Source organism: Bifidobacterium pullorum subsp. saeculare, assembly GCF_016899725.1.
GTDB classification, from domain to species: domain Bacteria; phylum Actinomycetota; class Actinomycetes; order Actinomycetales; family Bifidobacteriaceae; genus Bifidobacterium; species Bifidobacterium pullorum_C.
Genome location: NZ_JACLYU010000001.1, coordinates 154,220 through 172,604, shown reverse-complemented (window position 1 = coordinate 172,604; position 18,385 = coordinate 154,220). Strand labels below are relative to the sequence as shown.

Genomic DNA, 18,385 nt, shown 5'->3' with positions numbered 1-18,385 from the left:
TTGAAAGCAACGCCCGGCGGCTTGTCCATCCGGACGGGGCATTGTGGTCGGATCCCCCCGTCGTCGCGCGATTCGCGCCACCGCGGCCCCGCCGTGCGACGCTACACTGGGTGCATGGGCAAGGATGCATGTGGCGGATATGACGCCAAGGAGGTCGGCAAGGCGCTCGACCGCGCCGAATGCGCGCTGGAGGCCATCGACGGGGCTTCGGATGTGCCCGAGCGCATGGCCCGCGCGGCGAAGGCCTCCGAGCTACTCAGCGCGGTGTGGATATTGCCGCCGGCGCAGCTGCTGCGTTTCCATGGCGCGTCCCTGGCGGCCACGGATGGCGCGGCCACGCCCGGTTTCCACGCCGGCCGCGAGGAGGCCGAGCGCTTCATCGACCTGAGTTCCTCGGAGATCTCCCGCTACCAGCGCCTGCTGTATGCGAACGCGGTGGCCGGCGGCCGGCGCCGGCTGCTCATCGTGCTGCAGGGCATGGATGCCTCCGGCAAGGGTGGCATCGTGCGGCACGTGTTCCGCCAGGGCGACCCGATGGGCATCCATTACCACGGCTTCGGCCGGCCCACCGAGGAGGAGCGGGCGCACGGCTTCCTGTGGCGTGTGCGCCGCGAGCTGCCGAAGCGCGGCTGGATCGCGGTGTTCGACCGCTCCCACTACGAGGACGTGGTGATGCCACGCGTCTGGGGCGGCGTGGACGAACGCGAGCGGCAGGCGCGCTTCGACGAGATCAACGATTTCGAACATGGGTTGGTGGCCGACGGCTGCGCGATCATCAAGATCTTCCTGGCGGTGAGCCGCGAGGAGCAGCGGCGCCACTTCCTGCGCCGGCTCGAGGATCCGACCCGGTTCTGGAAGTTCGACCCCTCCGACCTCGAGGCTCGCGAACGTTGGGATGACTATATGGACGCCTGGCAGGAGACCTTCGCGCGCACCAGCACCTCCGTGGCGCCGTGGCATGTGGTCCCCGCCGACAACCGATGGTATTCGCGCGCCGTCGTCTCCGAGCTGCTGCGCGGCGCGCTCAAGGCCATGGACCTGACTTGGCCGCCGCTGCCGGCCAGCGTGGACGCCGACGAGGCGCGGCGGCAGTTGCTCGCCGACGGCTGACGCCCGCCACGCCTGCCGCTCCGGGACTCAGAGCACCTGAGTGTCGCGTGGCGACGTGCGAGCGACGACACGTCCGCGTCGGATGTTGAACAACACCTCGGCCCTAGTGTTCACCGCCTCGTAGAAGTCGGGCGCATCAAGCACGATGCAATTCGCGTCGTTGCCCACCTTCACGCCGTACCCGTCGCCCAGATGCAGCGTGCGCGCCGCATTCGTAGTTACGAAGCGGTACGAGTCCATGATTTGCGAGCGCCCCATGAGCTGCGCGGCGTACAGACCCATGTGCACAACGTCGAGCATGTTGCCGTCTCCAAGCGGACTCCAAGGATCGCGGATGTCATCCTCGCCGAAAGACACCGTGATGCCGGCCTCGTCGAGTTCCTTGACCCGGGTCAGGCCACGGCGCTTCGGGTAGGTATCGAAGCGGCCTCCCAGGTGCATGTTCACCAGCGGGTTGCTCACAAAGTTCATGCCGGCCATACCGAGCAGACGGAACAGCTTGTACGCGTAGGCGTCGTTGTACGAGCCCATCGCTGTGGTGTGACTGGCCGTGACCATCGGCCCCATGCCGCGCTCGTACGCCTCGGTGGCGAGCACCTCGAGGTTGCGGGAGGCGGGGTCGTCGATCTCGTCGCAGTGCACGTCGACGAGCCGGCCAGTGCGTTCGGCCAAGTCCATGAGGAAACGTACAGACGCCGCGCCGTACTCTTGGTTGAACTCATAGTGCGGGATGCCGCCGACCGCGTCGGCGCCCTCGCGCACCGCCTCCTCCATGAGTTCCTTGCCGTGGGGGAAGGAGAGGATGCCCTCCTGAGGGAAGGCGACGACCTGCAGATCGACGTAATCGCACACCTCCTCGCGCAGAGCTAGGAGCGCGTGCAGGGCCGTGAGACTGGGGTCGGTGACGTCGACATGGGTCCGGATGTGTTGGATGCCGTGCGACACCATACGCATCACCGTGCGCCAAGCCCGGTCGTGCACGTCGTCGTAGGTGAGGGTCCGCTTGCGTTCGGCCCATATGCGGATGCCGTCGAACAGTGTGCCGCTTTCGTTCCATTCCGGCTCCCCGGCGGTGAACGCCGCGTCGAGATGGACGTGCGGGTCAACGAATGGCGGCAGCAGCAGCCCGCAGTGCCCGTCGACGACCACTTCGCCCGGCTTGGCCGCCAGATGCGGCCCGAACTCGACAAAGCGCCCGCCGCCGATGCGCACATCCGTCGCTTCGAGCGCGTTCGCGACATGGACGTTGCGGATGAGCATCATGCCATCCGGAGCCAGCGCCGTGCCGGTCATCGGCGCGCCTCCCCGGAGAGGGCGGAGGAGGTGGCCCTATCATCATGCCGGCCGATGCCGGTGGCGGTAGCGAGGACGAGGTACAACAGCGCGGAGGTGGCCATGCCGCCCAGCCAGCTGAGATCCACACCGCCCATCGCGGCGGCGATCGGGCCATGGAACACGCTACCGTAGCTCATCGCCCAACACATGGCCAGGCCGGCGAGGAAGGCGACGAGCGCCTGCCAGCGCACCAGCGGCACACCTTCGCGGCCCTTCGGATTGAGCACCAAGGCGAAGTCGTCGCGCCGGCGTTCGACGACCAGGAAGTGGACCATCATCACACCGCCCCACACGGCCGTCCACCCGGCCACGGCGGACAGCCAGCCGTCGAGCGTGTCGCCGATGTTCGAGATACCGAGGAACAGCAGCACGCCGAGCCAGGCGAGCACGCCCACGCCCACGTTGAGCACGCGGCGGTTCACCTTGACGTCCAGGCAGAGCACGGACTGGGTGCAGCTGTAGATGTTGAGAATGTTCGTGGCGATCGGGCCGTGGATGACGAGCAGCAGCACGGGGATGGCCAGCGCGCCGAAGTTGTCGACGATGAGCTGGCCCGGGTCGATGCTGCCGGACTTGGTGGCGAGCGTCGCGCCCAACAGGCCGAGCCAACACACGGGGATGAACTGGCCGAGCGCGCTGGCGCCGAACAGCCTGCGCCGCGGCACCGACCGAGACACGAAGCGCGAGTAGTCGCAGGCGTAGGTGAGCCAAGTGAAGCCCCAGCCGATGCCGATGGCGGTCATCACCGAGGAGATGGCAGCGATGTGGTCCGTGGTGCCGCCAGGCAGCGTGCCCGCAGCGTTCCAGTCGACGCCCATGAAGCCCCAAGCGGCGATGGTCATGACGACAAGGATGGCCACGGTGGGCGGCACCGTCCACTTCTCAAAGGTGGAGATGCACCGGTAGCCGAACAAGGAGACGACGACCTGGATGACCATGATCACGCCACCAATGCCGGCCTTGAGCCAAAAATGACCGGCGATGGAGTCGACGAGGCTGAGCTTCATGAGCAGCGCGGTGACGAGGTCGAGCACCACCCAGGTGTTCACCGCGCACCAGCCGATGACGACGAACGACTGGATGAGCGAAGGCAGGTAGTTACCGAAACGACCGAACACGCGGCGGCCAAGCAGCATGCCGGTCAGGCCGGTGCGCTGGCCGAGCAGCACCATGACGCCAAAAACGGACATGCCGATGAGATTGCCGACGACGATGACCGCGAAGGTCTCCCACAGCCCGAGCCCCATCTGTACGCCGAGCGCGCCGAGCAGCCAGTTGATGGGCGCTACGTTCGCGCCGAACCATACCCAGAACTGACCCCACAGGCTGGTCGTCTTGGCGTGTTCGGGAACGACGCGCAGCTCGTCTTCGACGTTCTCCCGGGCGCCTGTTGCGCTCCGTGCGGCGGCCGGTCCCGCCATGCCCTCGATTGCAGCTGATGCCATGATGCAGCCCACCTTTCGTCCTTGGTTTACCGATAACTCCCTTCGTTGCCCCGCTCATGCCACGTATATCAGCCGGACGCTTGTGCGGGGCCTAGAACAGGCCATAGACCCATCCCGGGTTCGCCGCCCACTATGCACCCGCCGATTTGCGCGGCTATGACAGGCTGATTACCGACACACGGCATCAATTGGACGATTTGTCAAAGGTAGAAGTCAGTTGCCGATGTTTATCACCGGCTGCGCGCGGCATCGCGAGTCGCGCGAATCAAACGTGCTCCAACCAGCATCGCGCTCCATGAAGCCGGATCCTCCGGACCGATGCCAGTGACCCATTCCACCCTGGACAGTCGGTTATATAGTGTCTGACGCTGGATTCCCAGCAGCTTGCAGGCCGCAGTCTTGTTCCCGGCACAGGAATGCAGCGTGCACAACGTGTCGATGAGGACGTCATCGGCATTCCTCAGAGCAGCGGCCGTTATCTCGATGAAATAGCGCACGGCATCAGCAACATCACGACTAGGGTCAATCAGCATCCGGTCATAGACTTGGTCCCCTACTGACATGATCCCTGTATGCGTCGCGCCCCGGCACGCCGTCAGTCGTACGGCTTCAATCTGTGACACAAGCCCGGCGACATCCACGGCTGGTATGCCACGCACAACAGCAAAATGGGCACCGTACAGGTCCTCTAGGACCTGTCGAGCCCATGTCGGGAACGTGGCAAACGTATTGGCATCATCGTCGATCAGACATCCCAACAATTGGTCACCGTTCATCGCCGATAGCACCGTCAACCCACCGCCAGATTCGCGATTCACAGTATCCCCAGGCTTCGGATTCGCCAATGCCTGTACCGCCGCCAATGCGAAGATGAAGGAGTCGCCGCCATCATCCCAGTCAACGGGGGCCAGGCTGAAGGGGACCGCCCGGAACTCTCCGAGCACGCCCAACGCACGCAGTAGGTCAGTCGTCTCGATGGACGAGGCGTCGCCGCGTGTCCCATCTCCATGAGCCGGCATGCTGTGCAGCAAACGACGCGCAAAATTGTCGCGGACACTCGGAGCCATGGCAAGGCCTACGAGGCGGCTCATCCCCTCTTCCACCGCGCTCAGCACCCCGTCGTCCGGCACACCCCGCCGCGGAATGACAATGACGCTCGCGTGGCCGCTTCCGCCGCATGCAACCGACAGCGTGACACCGTGTCTGCGATGCATCGGCCTGAATGGTACCTCGTCACAATTTCCAGAGTCTGCGCCGGCATCCATCTCGGAGTCGCAGTGTGTTACGACCCTCCCGTCGGGCGCAATTACAATAACCCTCGCATCCAGTATCTTCGCGACTACGGACGCCGCATCCGCGAGCGTGCCAGCTCGGGATAAGCGCCTCCGTAATGCGGCAACCTGATCATTGGTGGCCTGATCTCTAGCCATCTGTTCATGAACAATGCGCGTGTTGATTTCTCTGCACAGCTCCACGAACGGCACTCGTTGCCGCAGGCCGATGATGGGCAAGCCGCACGCGTCGGCGACATCACGCATAGATTGAGGGATGCAGCGAAAATAATCGACCAGTTCCACGGCCAATCCCGCGGCGCCAGCCTGATGCAGGGATTCCACATACCGTCGCAGTTCTTCCGGTTGACTGCAATCAATCAGCGTGCTGCCTTCGATGATGAGCAGCTCTCCGCCTTCCAGAAACCGGGTCACGTCGTAGCGTTCATGAGTGTATGCCCACCGCACGGATCGATCCAGTCCAGATCGTCCTGCAACCACCTCCGGGCTACTTGTTTGGAAGATGGGCCCTTCCATTGCCTCGCGCACTGTCATTGCCATGACAATCTGTCCATTCCACTGTTGTCGATGCTCATCTTGGCGTTACCGCACGGCAATCGTTAGCGACGATAGTAACAACACATATAAAAACGCAATATCAACACAGTCTGAAGTAACCAATTCGAAGGTTCCGACGTCAATCAAAGAAAGGGACTGGAATGCTGGCCATCACCAACGCCATTATCGTCACCGTCGACGATTGCAACGCCGTCATCAAGGACGGCACGATTCTCATCGAAGGTCGCTCACTTGCGTATGTCGGCCCATCCGACTGTGTCCCCTGTATTCCTGCCGGCGCGACGCTCATAGACTGTGCCGGCAAGTTTGTGGCGATGCCTGGTCTCATTGATACGCATAACCATTCCTCACTTATCCGCGGCGTAGCAGAGAACCTCAATCTCGTCGATTGGCTGCCCGTCTATGATCTCGAACACCGAACATGTACGCCGCAGGATGCCCGCCAAGCGTATCGACTAGGGTACATGGAGTGTCTGCTCAACGGGACGACCACTGTTCAAGACATGTATCGCTTCATGGATCAAGCTGCACAAGTAGCTGGAGAACTTGGCATCCGAGCATTTCTAGCCCCGTATGCAGCTGATATGCCACCCTATGATTTCTTCGAAAGCAGTGAAGCAAATGAGCAACTCATCAAGGACTGGCATGGCGCTTTCAACGGCAGAATCCAGGTAGAAGCTGGTATTGAAGATGTATTCTATGCCGGCGAAACAATGTACCGCCGCGCACTCGACATGCATGAACAGTATGGCGTACGCATCCATACCCACGGACCTGAGCATGCGGAGGAAGAGACAACTGCGCGCAAACGCTTTGGCATGTCTATCATCGAACTGCTCAACAATCGCCGCTTACTTGGAGACTTTCTATCGCTTGGCCATTGCGTACCTATCAGCCGACATGACATGGAGCTCATTGCCGCGGCAGGAGCCAGCATCTGTCATTGCCCGGTGTCCGCAGCGAAACTGGGATGCGGCACAGCTCCGGTCAAAGATATGGAAGAAGTTGGCATCAATGTCTCGCTAGGCTCCGACGGTCCGATTGATAATAACTCGATGGATTTGTTCCAGGAGATGAAGGTCGCTTCGCTTATGCAGAAAGTGCACTACGCCGATGCCAAAGCCTTTGATGCGACACATATGCTTCGCATGGCAACTATCAATGGAGCCCGTTCCCTAGGCATAGATGGTTCTGTTGGTTCGCTCGAGCAAGGTAAGCTCGCCGATGTCATTCTTATCAGTCTTAATCACCCCAGCCTACGGCCAGTGTGTTGGAATGACAACGATTCAACCACTCTCATCTGGGCATTGGTATTCGCCATGCAGGGATCCTTCGTTGACACGGTAATCGTCGATGGGCAGCTCGTTGTCCGCCATGGACACCTTGTTACCGCAGACGAACAGGAAATCATCGATGACGCACAGCGTCAAGGCGTTGACTGGATGAAACGACGCAATGCCGCCGCAACCCACGTACTCGCGCCTATCCGAGATTGACGGATGACCTTGTTTTAGCTATCAAGAAACGCAAAATATCACCAACTAAGGAGAACAACCATCATGCCGACAACCCACGCACCCACCGCCACACTGTTCACCAACGCGCATCTCGCCACCGGCGAGCCCGGTTCCACCGCGGCGGACACGGCCCCTCTCAAGGATCTGCTGGTCGAAGACGGCCGCTTCGCCGCCATCGGCCCGGATCTTGCGGCCCGGCTTGCCGCGCAGGGCCGCGACATGCGCGGTGTGCAGACCGTGGACCTCGGCGGCAGGCTCGTCTGCCCGCCGTTCTGCGACACGCATGTGCACCTCGACTATGTGTTCACCGCGCGCAAGCCGGGGGCGGTGAATGAGTCCGGCACCCTGTTCGAAGGCATTCAGCGGTGGAGCGAGACCAAGTCGGACCTTACCGTCGAGGAGGTGAAGGCTCGGGCCAGGCGCGGCATCGCCAAGGAGCTGCGCCACGGCGTGCAGCACATCCGCACGCACGCCGACGTGACCGACCCGTCGCTCACCTCCCTCAAGGCGCTGCTCGAGCTGAAGGAGGAGCTCAGGGACACCGTCACCATCCAGATCGTCTCGTTCCCGCAGGAGGGCATGTACTCATACGAGGGGCCGCACGGCGAATCCGGCGCCGATCTGGTGGAGGAGGGCCTGAGGATGGGGGCCGACTGCGTGGGCGGCATCCCCCACTACGAGCAATGCCGCGAGTTCGGCGAACGTTCCATGCATACCGTGGTCGAGCTGGCGTCCAAGTATGGCAAGCGCATCGACGTGCACTGCGACGAGACCGACGACCCGCAGTCGCGCTTCGTGGAATTGCTCGCGGCCCTGGCCTACCGCGAGGGCATCGGCGAGATGACGACCGCCAGCCACACCTGCTCGCTCGGCTCGGCCGACAACGCCTACTTCTTCCACCTGACCAAGCTGCTCAAGGCCTCGCATATGAACTTCGCCTGCGCGCCCACCGAGAACCTGTACTTGCAGGGCCGGCAGGACACCTTCCCGAAACGTCGCGGCATCACGCGCGTCAAGGAGCTCACCGAGGCCGGCGTCAACGTGTCGCTCGGCCAGGACTCCATGCAGGACCCGTGGTATCCGCTGGGCAACGCGAATATGATGATCATCCTCGACTACATGCTCCATCTGGCGCAGATGATGAGCTTCCCTCAAATCGACGACGCGCTGCGCTTCCTCACCACCAACGGCGCCCGCACGCTCGGCATCCTCGACGACTACGGACTGAAGGAGGGCAGGCCGGCGAATTTCATCGTGCTGGACGCGGACAGCGTGCTCGACGCCGTCTATGAGCGCGCCGACGTGTTGCGTTCGGTGCGCGCGGGGCGCACGCTGTTCACGCGCACGGAGACGGTGCGCACCGACTGCGATCTGCTGCGCTGACTGACGCCACGGCCTCCACACCGCCACGCGCCCCATAACGACGGATGCCTCCCGGCCATCAAGACCGGGAGGCATCCGACTATGTCAGAACGCTCGTGACACCGTCACTCGGCGGGAATCTCCGCGGCGCCCGCCGCGACCGGTTCCGGAGCCGGGCCGTCGTCCGGAGCTCCGCCGTCGGACGGTCCGTCGCCGGAGCCGTCCTGGCTATCCTGGCCATCGTCCGGGGCGCCCGCGTCCGCGAACTTCTCGCCCTTGAATGTGAACTCGCCGAGGATGCCCTCGCCCTCCGCGTCCACGAGGATGCGCTCGCCGTCGGTGAGCTCGCCCATGAGGATCTGCTCGGAGATCGCATCCTCGATGTCGCGCTGGATCACGCGGCGCAACGGACGGGCGCCGAGCAGCGGGTCGAAGCCCTTCTGCGCGAGCAGGTCCTTGGCGGCGTCGGTGAGTTCCAGGGACATGTGGCGGTCGAACAGGCGGTCGTTGAGCTGCTTGACGTCCAGGTCCACGATCTGGCGCACCTCGGGCTCCGTGAGCTGACGGAACACGATGATGTCATCCAGACGGTTGAGGAACTCCGGGCGGAACTGCTGCTTGAGCTCCGAGCTGACCTGGTCCTTCATGCGCTGGTAGCTGGACTCGGTGTTCGACCCCAGGTTGAAGCCGGTGTTCGCGGCCTTGGCGATGTCCCGGGTGCCCAGGTTCGTGGTCAGGATGATGATGGTGTTCTTGAAGTCCACCTTGCGGCCCTGGCCGTCGGTGAGGTGGCCGTCGTCGAGCACCTGCAGCAGCGTGTTGAAGATGTCCGGGTGGGCCTTTTCGATCTCGTCGAACAGCACCACGGAGAACGGCTTGCGGCGCACCTTCTCGGTGAGCTCGCCGCCCTCCTCGTAGCCGACGTACCCCGGGGGCGCGCCGAAGAGGCGCGAGGCGGCGTACTTCTCGGAGAACTCGGACATGTCCACGCGGATGAGCGCGTCCTCGTCGTCGAACAGGAACTCGGCGAGCGTCTTGGCCAGCTCGGTTTTGCCCACGCCGGTGGGGCCGGCGAAGATGAACGAGCCCGCCGGGCGCTTCGGATCCTTGAGGCCCACGCGTGTGCGGCGGATCGAGCGCGCCAGCGCGGAGACGGCCTCGTCCTGGCCGATGATGCGCTTGTGCAGCTCCTTCTCCATGTTGAGCAGCTTCTTGGACTCGGCCTGGGTGAGCTTGACGACCGGGATGCCGGTGGTGGAGGAGACGACCTCGGCGATCACGTCCTCGTCCACGACCATCTTGACGTCGGACTCGCCTTCGCGCCAGGCCTGTTCCTTCTGCTTGCGCTCGGACTCGAGCTTCTCGAGGTCGTCGCGCAGGGAGGCGGCCTTCTCGAAGTCCTGGTCCTTGACGGCCTGCTCCTTCTCGGCCGTGAGCTTGGCCACCTTGGCGTCCATCTCCTTGAGCTCCGGCGGCGCAGTGAGGCGCTTGATGCGCAGACGCGCGCCGGCCTCGTCGATCAGGTCGATGGCCTTGTCCGGCAGACGGCGGTCCTGGATGTAGCGGGCGGAGAGCTCGGCCGCGGCCTGCAGCGCCTCGTCCGTGATGGTGACGTGGTGGTGGTTCTCGTAGCGCGAGCGCAGACCCTTGAGGATCTCGATGGTCTCCGCGATCGTCGGCTCGTGCACCTGGATGGGCTGGAAGCGGCGTTCCAGCGCGGCATCCTTCTCGATGTACTTGCGGTACTCGTCGGTGGTGGTGGCGCCGATGGTCTGCAGTTCGCCGCGCGCCAGCATCGGCTTGAGCATGTCGGAGGCGCCGAGCGCGCCGTCGGCGGAACCGGCGCCCACGATGGTGTGGATCTCGTCGATGAACAGCACGATATCGCCGCGGGTCTTGATCTCCTTGAGCACCTTCTTGAGGCGTTCCTCGAAGTCGCCGCGGTAGCGCGAGCCGGCCACCATGGAACCCAGGTCGAGCGAGTACACCTGCTTGCCCTTGAGGGTCTCGGGCACGTCGCCGGCCTGGATCTTCTGCGCCAGGCCCTCGACGACGGCGGTTTTGCCGACGCCGGGCTCGCCGATGAGCACCGGGTTGTTCTTGGTGCGCCGCGACAGCACGACCATCACGCGCTCGATCTCGGAGGTGCGTCCGATGACCGGGTCGAGCTTGCCTTCGGCCGCCTCGGCCGTCAGGTTGCGGCCGAACTGGTCGAGGATGGCGGAGCCGGACTTGGCGGACTTGTCCGCCACGCCGCCGGCGTTCGCCAGCTCGCCCTTGCCGTCCGCGGTGCCGGAGTTGCCGCGGATCATGTCGATCGTGGTGCTGCGCAGCTCGCCCAGGTCCACGTCCATCTTGATGAGCACCTGCGTGCCCACGCCCTCGCCCTCGCGGATCAGGCCCAGCAGGATGTGTTCGGTGCCGATGTAGCTGTGTCCCAGCTGCAGCGCCTCCCTCAGGCTCAGTTCGAGCACCTGGCGGGCATGCGGGGTGAAGGGGATGTGGCCGTTGGGCGCCGCGTTGCCCTTGCCGATCATCTCCTCGACCTGCTTGCGCGTGGCGTCCAGCTCCACGCCCTTGGACGCCAGCGCCTTCGCGGCGACGCCCTCGCCCTCGCGGATCAGGCCCAGCAGCAGGTGTTCGGTGCCGATGTAGTTGTGCTGCAGGGAGCGTGCCTCCTCCTGCGCCAACACGATCACGCGCCGTGCACGGTCGGTGAACCGTTCGAACATGCTTGTCCTTCCTCAATTGACAGTCTGGCACCACTCTACCGATTCGCGGTGACGAGGGGCGCCACCGAGGCCGTTTTGCGCTCTGGACGCAACGGCTTGCGCGTGGAACGGGAATCCACCCGATATGCTGGGAACATCACGTCTGCTCCGAGGAGGAACCATGAGCGAGAACAGCACCCCCGATCCTGCCGTCGCCCCCGCCGCGCCCGCCGGCAAAGCCGACATCGTCGTCGGCGTGGACGGCTCCGACGAATCCTTCGCCGCCCTGCGCTGGGCGTTGCGCGAGGCGTCGCTGACCGGCCAGTATGTGAACGCCGTGTTCGGCTGGACCCATTCGTGGGACATGGGTTCGGAGCCGGACAACGACGAGGCCTGGGCCCAGGTGCGCCATGAGATCGCCGCCGAGCTGCGCACCTGGGTGGACCGGGCCAGCGAGGACATCGACTTCGACCCCACGCGCCTGAAGCTCACCAGCGTCAAGGCCTCCGGCACCTCCGCCCTGCTGCAGATCGGCAACGACGCGCAGCAGATCGTCGTCGGACGCCGTTCCCTGGGCCGCGTGCTGCGCTGGTTCATGGGCTCCCTGTCCGCCTCGATCGCCGAGGAGGCGACGGTGCCGGTGACGGTGGTGCGCATCATCGACGGCGAGGACGAGTCCACCCAGGATGCGATCGCCAACGCCCTGACACCCTCCGATGTGACCGTGCATTACGCGCAGCCCGACCGCTCCCCCGCCCCCGCCGACCGCCGCCCGATGGTCGTGGGCGTGGACGGTTCGGAGACCTCCCGCCACGCGCTCGCCTTCGCGCTCGATCAGGCGCGGATCCATGGCGCGCCGCTGCATGTGCTGTTCTGCTGGCAGCAGCGCGACCTGGGCCAGGTGCCGGGCTACGAGAACGCGGTGCCGCCGACCGAGGCCTGCCAGCGCTATGCGGAGAAGATTCTGGCGAATATGGTCGCCACGGCCGAGGTGCCCGCCGGGGTGCGCGTGGAGACGCACGCCTTCCACATCCCCGCGTCGAAGGGCCTGATCGCTGCCTCCCGCTACGCCAGCCACCTCATCGTCGGCTCGCGCGGTCTGTCCGGCCTGGACGCGCATTTCCTGGGTTCCGTGTCCAAGCAGATCGTGAACTTCGCCGAATGCACCGTCACCGTCGTCCACTGACGGCCGGCGCCACCCGGCCCTGACGACAACGGGCGCCTCCCCATCCCGGGGAGGCGCCCGTTGCATAGAGCGTCCTGTGTTCGCCTGCGCTAGGCGTCCTGTTCGCCGGCGGAGGACTCGTCGGACCCATCGGACTCGTCGGTTCCGTCGGGCCCGTCGGGGGTGGTTCCGTCGGATTCGTCGCTCTCGTCGGAGTCGGCGTCGGCAGCGTCGGCACCGTCGATGGCGATGGTGGCGACGACCTCGGGTTCGTCGGACTCGGGCACGGTCTGCGCCTCGATGTCCTCCTCGCTGGCCTCCTCGGCGGCGGTGTGCGCCTCGATGTCCTCCTCGGTGGCCTCGTCCTCGTCGGCGCCGTGGCGGGCGTCGGAGACGATCTCCTCGAGCAGCTCCACCTGACTGCGCTCGTCGCGCGGCGTCTGGGCGATGATGTCGATGTGCAGGTCATCGAAGGCGGGCTTGGACTGCACCCACAGATGGCTGGGCTCGGGCGGCTCGATCTCGGAATGCTCGCCGCAGCCGTGGTCCAGCGAGACGACGCGACCGTCGTCCGGACTCCACTTGTTCGCGCACACGCCGAACATCGTGCCCAGCTCGCCCATCAGCGGCACGAAGAAGCCGCAGGTGGAGCAGGGGTTGCCGGCGGCGGTTTTGGTGCTCAGCGACTTGGGTCCGCGCGGCCCCTCGTACCAGCGCTTCGCGGTCTGGGCGCGTCCCAGCTGCGAGAGCACATGGCGGCGCGAGAGGTCGAAGTCGTCGCGGGCCTGCTCCACGTCGGGCAGGGAGGACTCGGCGACCCCGCCCTCCTCGAGGCGGGGGTCGTCGGGGTCGGTGCCGATGGAATCCGTGGGCGACAGGTCGGTGGGCTCCAGACGGTCCTTCCACGGCACCCATGCGGGCGGGCGCAGCGCGCTGTCGGTGGGCACCAGGGAGGATTCGTCGACGGTCCAGCGGTCGGCCTCGGCGTCATGGTAGAGCGTGACCGACCATTGCCAGCCCTCGTAGCCCTTGAGCTCGCAGGCGAAGCGGAAGTCGCTCACGCCGTCGGCCAGGTCGGTGCGGGAGACGAACCCGCCCACATGCGAGTAGTCGTCGGCCACATCCAACGCCACGGCGCGGGCCAGCTCCAGCGGGTCCTGAATTCCGGTCGGCTCGGGTTCGGTCGTCTCTGCCATGCCTGGTGCCTCAGTCCTCGACGTCGAAATTGTCGGCGACCGCGCGCAGCAGCGTGGCGAGCTTGTGGCTCTCCGCCGCGGACGGATAGCGACGGCGGCGCAGCGTGTTGCCGGCGGAATCGAGCAGCTTGATGAGGTCCTCGCAGATGGCGGCCATGTCCTCGGGCTTGGGGCGGGTGGCCTTGACCAGCGACGGGGCGGAGGCGACAAGCGTCAGGTCCATCGCCTGCGGGCCCTTGCGGCCCTCGACCACGGAGTACTCCACCTTGGCGCCCTTGCGCAGCGTCGTGACGCCGGCGGGCAGCGCCTGGGCGGGCAGGAACACGTCCCCGCCTTCCTCACTGGTGATGAAGCCGTATCCCTTGGCAGCGTCGAACCAACGAACTCGACCGGTGGGCATCTCGCGGAACCTCTCTAGCGACTCGAACGGAAATGAACAACATCTCAGTCTAGCGCATGGACGGGGATGCTCCTACGCCGCGAGGTGCCTCATTTGAAAGTGAGTGCGGAACCGGGAGTGGTGCCTTGCGTGGGGTGGGCGTGAAATCCTGGTCGGTGTCGGCTGGGGTTTCGTTGTTGTCTTCCGGTCGGGCGCCCGCGATGCGTGCGGGTGTCCTGTTCGAGTATGGGATGTCGGGGCCGACGCGCTGCTCGAGGCGTCGGGTGCGTGGGGCGGCCATGTCCTCGGGCTGGTCCTGGATGGCGTGGGTGCGGCGGACGGGCTCGGCCGGGTTCGTCTCGGCGGTCAGGCGTTCGATGCGCTCGCGTCGTTCGGCCGGGATGTATCCGGGTCCGCCGGCGGCCCGGTCCTGTTCGTCGGACCTTGCGGGCCGCCGCCATGGGGCCATGGGCCGGTCGTGGACGCGCCTGGGGCGTCCGTCGCGGGTGCCGGAGCGTCCCACGGGTCTCTTGGACGGGGTGAACGGGTTGGCCTTGACGCTCACGGGCCGCCACGGCTCGTTCAACAGGTCGGGTTCGGCGAGTTCGCGCCGGCGGTCGGAACGCGTGCTCGCGCACGACGTGGTTGTCGCGGGACCCGACGGTGGCCTGGCCGTTCTTCCTGTGGGGACGGCCGCGGGTCCGCTGGGTGTCGGGCCGCCGGAGGCGGCCGATGGAGTCCGCGTTGACGGACTCGCCGCCGTTGTCGTTGTCGTGGGAGCGGATCGGGAACGGGATCCTCTCCTCGATCATCGCCTCGGCCTGGGAGAGGTCGCGGTACGCGTTGTCGCGGGCGGACGCGTTCCCGGCCCATCCGGTGGCGAAGTCGACCACGGCCGGGGTGCGGCGGGACCCGCCCTTGGGACCGGGGCCGCAGCGGGCGACGGTGTCGGCCTCCACGTTGCCGGGCAGGCCGTCCGGCCCGTCGCCGGCCTTCCTGATCGTGATCGAGTCGCGCGACGGCTCGCCGGCCGGACGCGTGGCCGCCGACCCCCTGGGGCGGGCGGCGTCGCGCGCCGGCCTGAGGCGCCGGTCGATCGTCGAGGCGTCCATCGCCATAAGCTCCCCCGGGCGCGTGTCCGTCCCACTCGTCCGGCTGCCCGTGCCCGCGCAGCACGGGCAGCCACCGCGGCGGCATCGCCTTGGGATACCTGCCGCACGGCATGTCCGTCAACACCCGCACCCGCACCGGCGGCTCGCGCGACTGGCCGGAATGCCGGCGCGGCCGCTCCCGCGCCGCCGGCGCCGCGCCGTTCCCATGCCGCCCGGCCTGGGCGAGCAGGCGCCTGGCCGTGCCCCCGCCCACCCCGGGCGTCTCGCGCATCCTGTCCAGGATGACGCCCTTCCGCTTCTTCGACACCCTCACATACCCGTCCCTGAACCTGAGGGCGACCTGCCGCCTCGCCGCCACGCTGATCCCGTCCTCCATACGACCAGCCAAACAGACCGACCCGGTCTCGCGCTCACCCCCGATGAGGCACCACTACACAATTCACGCTCAAAAAACGCGAAGCACGTCGCCCCGGCGGCATAGGGCGCGGCGTGGCCCGGCTCATTTGCCGCCGAACCACGACCCTTTGCGCTCCTTGTCCTTGGCGCCCTCGCGGCCCTTGGCCTTGGCCCGCCCCTTGCCGCCCTGGCCTTCGCCGGCCGTGCCGTCGGTCGGCGAGGGCGCCGGGGCGGCCGGGCCGATGGGCAGCACGATGGTGAAGGTCAGTCCCCCGCCGTCGGTGGCGGTGGCGCAGATGAAGCCCTTGTGCGCCTTGGCCACGGACTGCGCGATGGCCAGCCCCAGGCCGGTGCCGCCCTTCTCGCGGGCGCGCGAGGGGTCGGCGGTGTAGAAACGTTCGAACAGCCGGGGACGGGATTCGGCGGGCACGCCGGGGCCATGGTCGACGAACCGCAGCACCGCGTAGTCGGTGCCGACGCCCATCGAGCCGCCGACCTCGGCGGCGTCGAGGAACCGGCGCATCGACTCGTCGGTGGCGGGCAGCGCGGCGAGCGCCGCGGGGGCGATGGAGGCCGTCACCACCCCGACCCCCATCTGGGCGGGCGAGTCGGCGGGCGTGTAGCGGTGGATGTTGCCGACGATGTTGGTGACCACCTGGCGCAGACGCGAGACGTCGCCGGTCAGGGCGAGGTCGGGCATCGGCCCGGGCGTGACGGCCAGGTCGCAGCCGCCGGCCGAATCCGCGCCGCCGGCCGGAGCAGGCCGGCGGACGAGCGCGACGGCGCCGCGGGTGATCTCGCGCTCGGGGTCGAGGGCGTGCAGGTCGTCGGCGGCGTCCTCGACCAGCGTGGTGACCGGCACCCGCTGCGTCATGTCGATGCCACGGCCCTCGTCCAAGCGTGCGAGGGAGAGCAAATCCTCGACGAGCACGGTCATGCGCTGGCTGGAGCGTTCGATGTGCGCGATGGACTCGTCGGCGCGTTCCAGCGCGCCGGGCATGCCGCGCTGCATGGTGTACAGCTCCGCATAGCCGTGGATGGCGGCCAGCGGGGTCCGCAGCTCGTGGCTGGCGTCGGAGACGAAGCGCTTCATCTTCTCGGTGGTCTCCTCCTGCTCGCGGAAGCTCGATTCGATGCGGGCGAGCATCGTGTTCAGGGAGGCGGCCAGGGATCCGACCTCGGTGTTCTCGGGGGCGGAGGGGATGCGTTGGCTCAGGTCGCCGGCGGCGATCTTGGCGGCGGTTTTCTCGATGCGTTTGAGCGGCACAAGCGTGCGTTGGAAGATGAGCGCGGAGAGGGAGCCGCCGATGAGCACGATGGCGATGCCGACGGTCACGCAGTAACGGGTGAGCGTGTTGATCGTGTCGTAGGTGTCGCCCATCGACAGGCCGATGTAGCAGATGTTCTGCATGCGTCCCTTGTCGTCCTGCACCTTGAGGGCGATGACGCGCCATGGGGAGGAGGCGGCCTTGATGTCGCCCCGGCCGATGCCCTGGTGCGGGGCCACGGTCACAATCGCGGAGGTGGTGAACGGCTCGCCGAAGGTCACGTTCGTCGACCCGGAGGCGGGCAGGCGCGGCACGGAGACCAGGCCGTCGGGCAGCGTGGTGGGCAGGAGCCAGGTCTCGGGATCGGCGTTGTGGGCGTCGCGCACCTGCATGAAGTAGTTGTTGGGCATGTTGCTCAGCACGTCGCTGCTTTTCATGAGCTCGGCGCCGGTGTAGATGAACTGCGCGTTCTGGTTGGTCAGCTGCGAGTCGATCTTGTCCACCAGGTAGTTGCCGACGAGCTGGCGGATGGAGTAGGAGATGCCGGCGGTGCCGATGATGAGCACGATCAGCGTGGAGGCCACGAGCTTGGAGACCAGGGACACGCGGTCGAGCCGGTCGAGGAAGAACCGCGCGAAGCGGCGCATCGGCGGCAGCCCCGGCTTGGGCGCGGCCCCCGGCTGCGGCATGGGTGCGGCCCCCGGCTGCGGCATGGCGCCCGGCTGCGGCGCGGGGTTCTGCGGCATCGTCATCGGCGTCAGCGCTTGGGCTCGCGAATCATGTAGCCGATGCCGCGCTTGGTCTCGATCAGCGGGGTGACCTTGTGCTTCTCGCCGGTGTCGGGGTCGGTGACCTCGACGCCGTCGACCTTCTTGCGCAGGTAGGAGATGTAGGACTCGACGATGGCCGCGTCGCCGCCCCAGTCGTACTGCCAGACATGGTCGAGGATCTGCGCCTTGGAGAGCACTCGCCCCTGGTTGTCCATGAGGTAGCGCAGCAGCTTGTATTCGGTGGGGCTCAGCTCGACGGTCTGGCCGGCGCGGGTCACGTCATGCGAGTCCTCGTTGATCTCCAGGTCGGCCACGCGGATAATCGGGTCGTCCTCCACATGCTCACGGGTGCGGCGCAGGATGGCGCGGATGCGGGCGACCACCTCCTCGAGGCTGAAGGGCTTGGTCACGTAGTCGTCGCCGCCGACGGTCAGACCCATGACCTTGTCCTGCGTGTCGTCCCGGGCGGTGAGGAAGAGCACCGGCGCGTCGATGCCCTCCTGGCGGATGCGGCGGGTGACGGTGAAGCCGTCGATGTCCGGCAGCATGACGTCGAGCACGATGAGGTCGGGGCGGACCTTCTCGATGACCTCGATGGCCTCGGAGCCCGAGGCCGCGGTGTTCACCTCGAAGCCGGAGAAATGCAGCGACGCGACCAGCAGATCACGGATGGACGGTTCGTCGTCCACAACGACGATGGATGCTTCGATGGGCTTGCTCATGGCTCCCAGCTTGGCCTCGGTTGCTGGAGGTTTTCTGAATGTCCGCT

Annotated in this window: 12 protein-coding genes; 4 read left to right on the top strand and 8 right to left on the bottom strand. The window is 66.2% G+C overall.

The features are described from left to right. The first annotated feature begins 114 nt into the window (after positions 1-114). The gene (locus H7U32_RS00715; protein ID WP_204467143.1) at positions 115-1,110 is read left to right on the top strand and encodes a PPK2 family polyphosphate kinase; all 996 of its coding nucleotides are present in this window, start codon (positions 115-117) and stop codon (positions 1,108-1,110) included. Positions 1,111-1,137: 27 nt separating this feature from the next. Here the strand turns inward: H7U32_RS00715 and codA are convergent, their stop codons facing one another. The 3 genes from codA to H7U32_RS00700 form a co-directional block, all read right to left on the bottom strand. Next, positions 1,138-2,403: a cytosine deaminase gene (codA, locus tag H7U32_RS00710; RefSeq protein ID WP_204467141.1), complete on the bottom strand. Its 1,266-nt coding sequence runs from the start codon at positions 2,401-2,403 to the stop codon at positions 1,138-1,140. Continuing rightward, a complete protein-coding gene (locus H7U32_RS00705; RefSeq protein ID WP_204467139.1) occupies positions 2,400-3,890 on the bottom strand; it encodes a purine-cytosine permease family protein in 1,491 nt (496 codons plus the stop codon). The genes codA and H7U32_RS00705 overlap by 4 nt, the downstream gene beginning before the upstream one ends. A 230-nt stretch (positions 3,891-4,120) precedes the next feature. Beyond that, a complete protein-coding gene (locus H7U32_RS00700) occupies positions 4,121-5,722 on the bottom strand; it encodes a PucR family transcriptional regulator (RefSeq protein ID WP_204467137.1) in 1,602 nt (533 codons plus the stop codon). Positions 5,723-5,880: 158 nt separating this feature from the next. Here H7U32_RS00700 and H7U32_RS00695 point away from each other — a divergent pair, with 158 nt between their 5' ends. Next, a complete protein-coding gene (locus H7U32_RS00695; protein WP_204467135.1) occupies positions 5,881-7,236 on the top strand; it encodes an amidohydrolase family protein in 1,356 nt (451 codons plus the stop codon). Between the two features lie 63 nt (positions 7,237-7,299). Continuing rightward, positions 7,300-8,640: an amidohydrolase family protein gene (locus H7U32_RS00690; protein ID WP_204467134.1), complete on the top strand. Its 1,341-nt coding sequence runs from the start codon at positions 7,300-7,302 to the stop codon at positions 8,638-8,640. 104 nt (positions 8,641-8,744) lie between these two features. Here the strand turns inward: H7U32_RS00690 and H7U32_RS00685 are convergent, their stop codons facing one another. Next, the gene (locus H7U32_RS00685; RefSeq protein WP_204467132.1) at positions 8,745-11,351 is read right to left on the bottom strand and encodes an ATP-dependent Clp protease ATP-binding subunit; all 2,607 of its coding nucleotides are present in this window, start codon (positions 11,349-11,351) and stop codon (positions 8,745-8,747) included. A 160-nt stretch (positions 11,352-11,511) separates the two neighbouring features. Between H7U32_RS00685 and H7U32_RS00680 the strand changes: the two genes are divergently transcribed. Then, positions 11,512-12,516 (top strand): universal stress protein, encoded by a 1,005-nt coding sequence (locus H7U32_RS00680; RefSeq protein ID WP_204467130.1) that lies wholly within the window; start codon positions 11,512-11,514, stop codon positions 12,514-12,516. An 89-nt stretch (positions 12,517-12,605) separates the two neighbouring features. Here H7U32_RS00680 and H7U32_RS00675 read toward each other — a convergent pair whose 3' ends face one another. From H7U32_RS00675 to H7U32_RS00660, 4 genes are all read right to left on the bottom strand, one after another. Then, the gene (locus tag H7U32_RS00675) at positions 12,606-13,691 is read right to left on the bottom strand and encodes a DUF3027 domain-containing protein (protein ID WP_204467128.1); all 1,086 of its coding nucleotides are present in this window, start codon (positions 13,689-13,691) and stop codon (positions 12,606-12,608) included. A gap of 10 nt (positions 13,692-13,701) precedes the next feature. After that, positions 13,702-14,091 carry a cold-shock protein gene (locus tag H7U32_RS00670; RefSeq protein WP_204467126.1) on the bottom strand — a complete coding sequence of 130 codons (390 nt, stop codon included), beginning with the start codon at positions 14,089-14,091 and terminating at the stop codon, positions 13,702-13,704. A 1,590-nt stretch (positions 14,092-15,681) separates the two neighbouring features. Continuing rightward, on the bottom strand, positions 15,682-17,493 hold the full coding sequence (locus H7U32_RS00665) for a HAMP domain-containing sensor histidine kinase (protein ID WP_239457397.1): 1,812 nt from the start codon (positions 17,491-17,493) through the stop codon (positions 15,682-15,684). 110 nt (positions 17,494-17,603) lie between these two features. Beyond that, entirely contained in the window at positions 17,604-18,338 is a 735-nt protein-coding gene (locus tag H7U32_RS00660) for a response regulator transcription factor (protein ID WP_204467122.1), read from the bottom strand. Positions 18,339-18,385 lie beyond the last annotated feature (47 nt).

Excerpts from the sequence above, each read along its gene's own strand:
- H7U32_RS00675 (WP_204467128.1), bottom strand. The coding sequence starts at position 13,691 with ATGGCAGAGACGACCGAACCCGAGCCGACCGGAATTCAGGACCCGCTG.
- H7U32_RS00670 (WP_204467126.1), bottom strand. The coding sequence starts at position 14,091 with ATGCCCACCGGTCGAGTTCGTTGGTTCGACGCTGCCAAGGGATACGGC.
- H7U32_RS00665 (WP_239457397.1), bottom strand. The coding sequence starts at position 17,493 with ATGCGCCGCTTCGCGCGGTTCTTCCTCGACCGGCTCGACCGCGTGTCC.
- codA (WP_204467141.1), bottom strand. The coding sequence starts at position 2,403 with ATGACCGGCACGGCGCTGGCTCCGGATGGCATGATGCTCATCCGCAAC.
- H7U32_RS00680 (WP_204467130.1), top strand. The coding sequence starts at position 11,512 with ATGAGCGAGAACAGCACCCCCGATCCTGCCGTCGCCCCCGCCGCGCCC.
- H7U32_RS00715 (WP_204467143.1), top strand. The coding sequence starts at position 115 with ATGGGCAAGGATGCATGTGGCGGATATGACGCCAAGGAGGTCGGCAAG.
- H7U32_RS00695 (WP_204467135.1), top strand. The coding sequence starts at position 5,881 with ATGCTGGCCATCACCAACGCCATTATCGTCACCGTCGACGATTGCAAC.
- H7U32_RS00700 (WP_204467137.1), bottom strand. The coding sequence starts at position 5,722 with ATGGCAATGACAGTGCGCGAGGCAATGGAAGGGCCCATCTTCCAAACA.
- H7U32_RS00660 (WP_204467122.1), bottom strand. The coding sequence starts at position 18,338 with ATGAGCAAGCCCATCGAAGCATCCATCGTCGTTGTGGACGACGAACCG.
- H7U32_RS00705 (WP_204467139.1), bottom strand. The coding sequence starts at position 3,890 with ATGGCATCAGCTGCAATCGAGGGCATGGCGGGACCGGCCGCCGCACGG.
- H7U32_RS00690 (WP_204467134.1), top strand. The coding sequence starts at position 7,300 with ATGCCGACAACCCACGCACCCACCGCCACACTGTTCACCAACGCGCAT.
- H7U32_RS00685 (WP_204467132.1), bottom strand. The coding sequence starts at position 11,351 with ATGTTCGAACGGTTCACCGACCGTGCACGGCGCGTGATCGTGTTGGCG.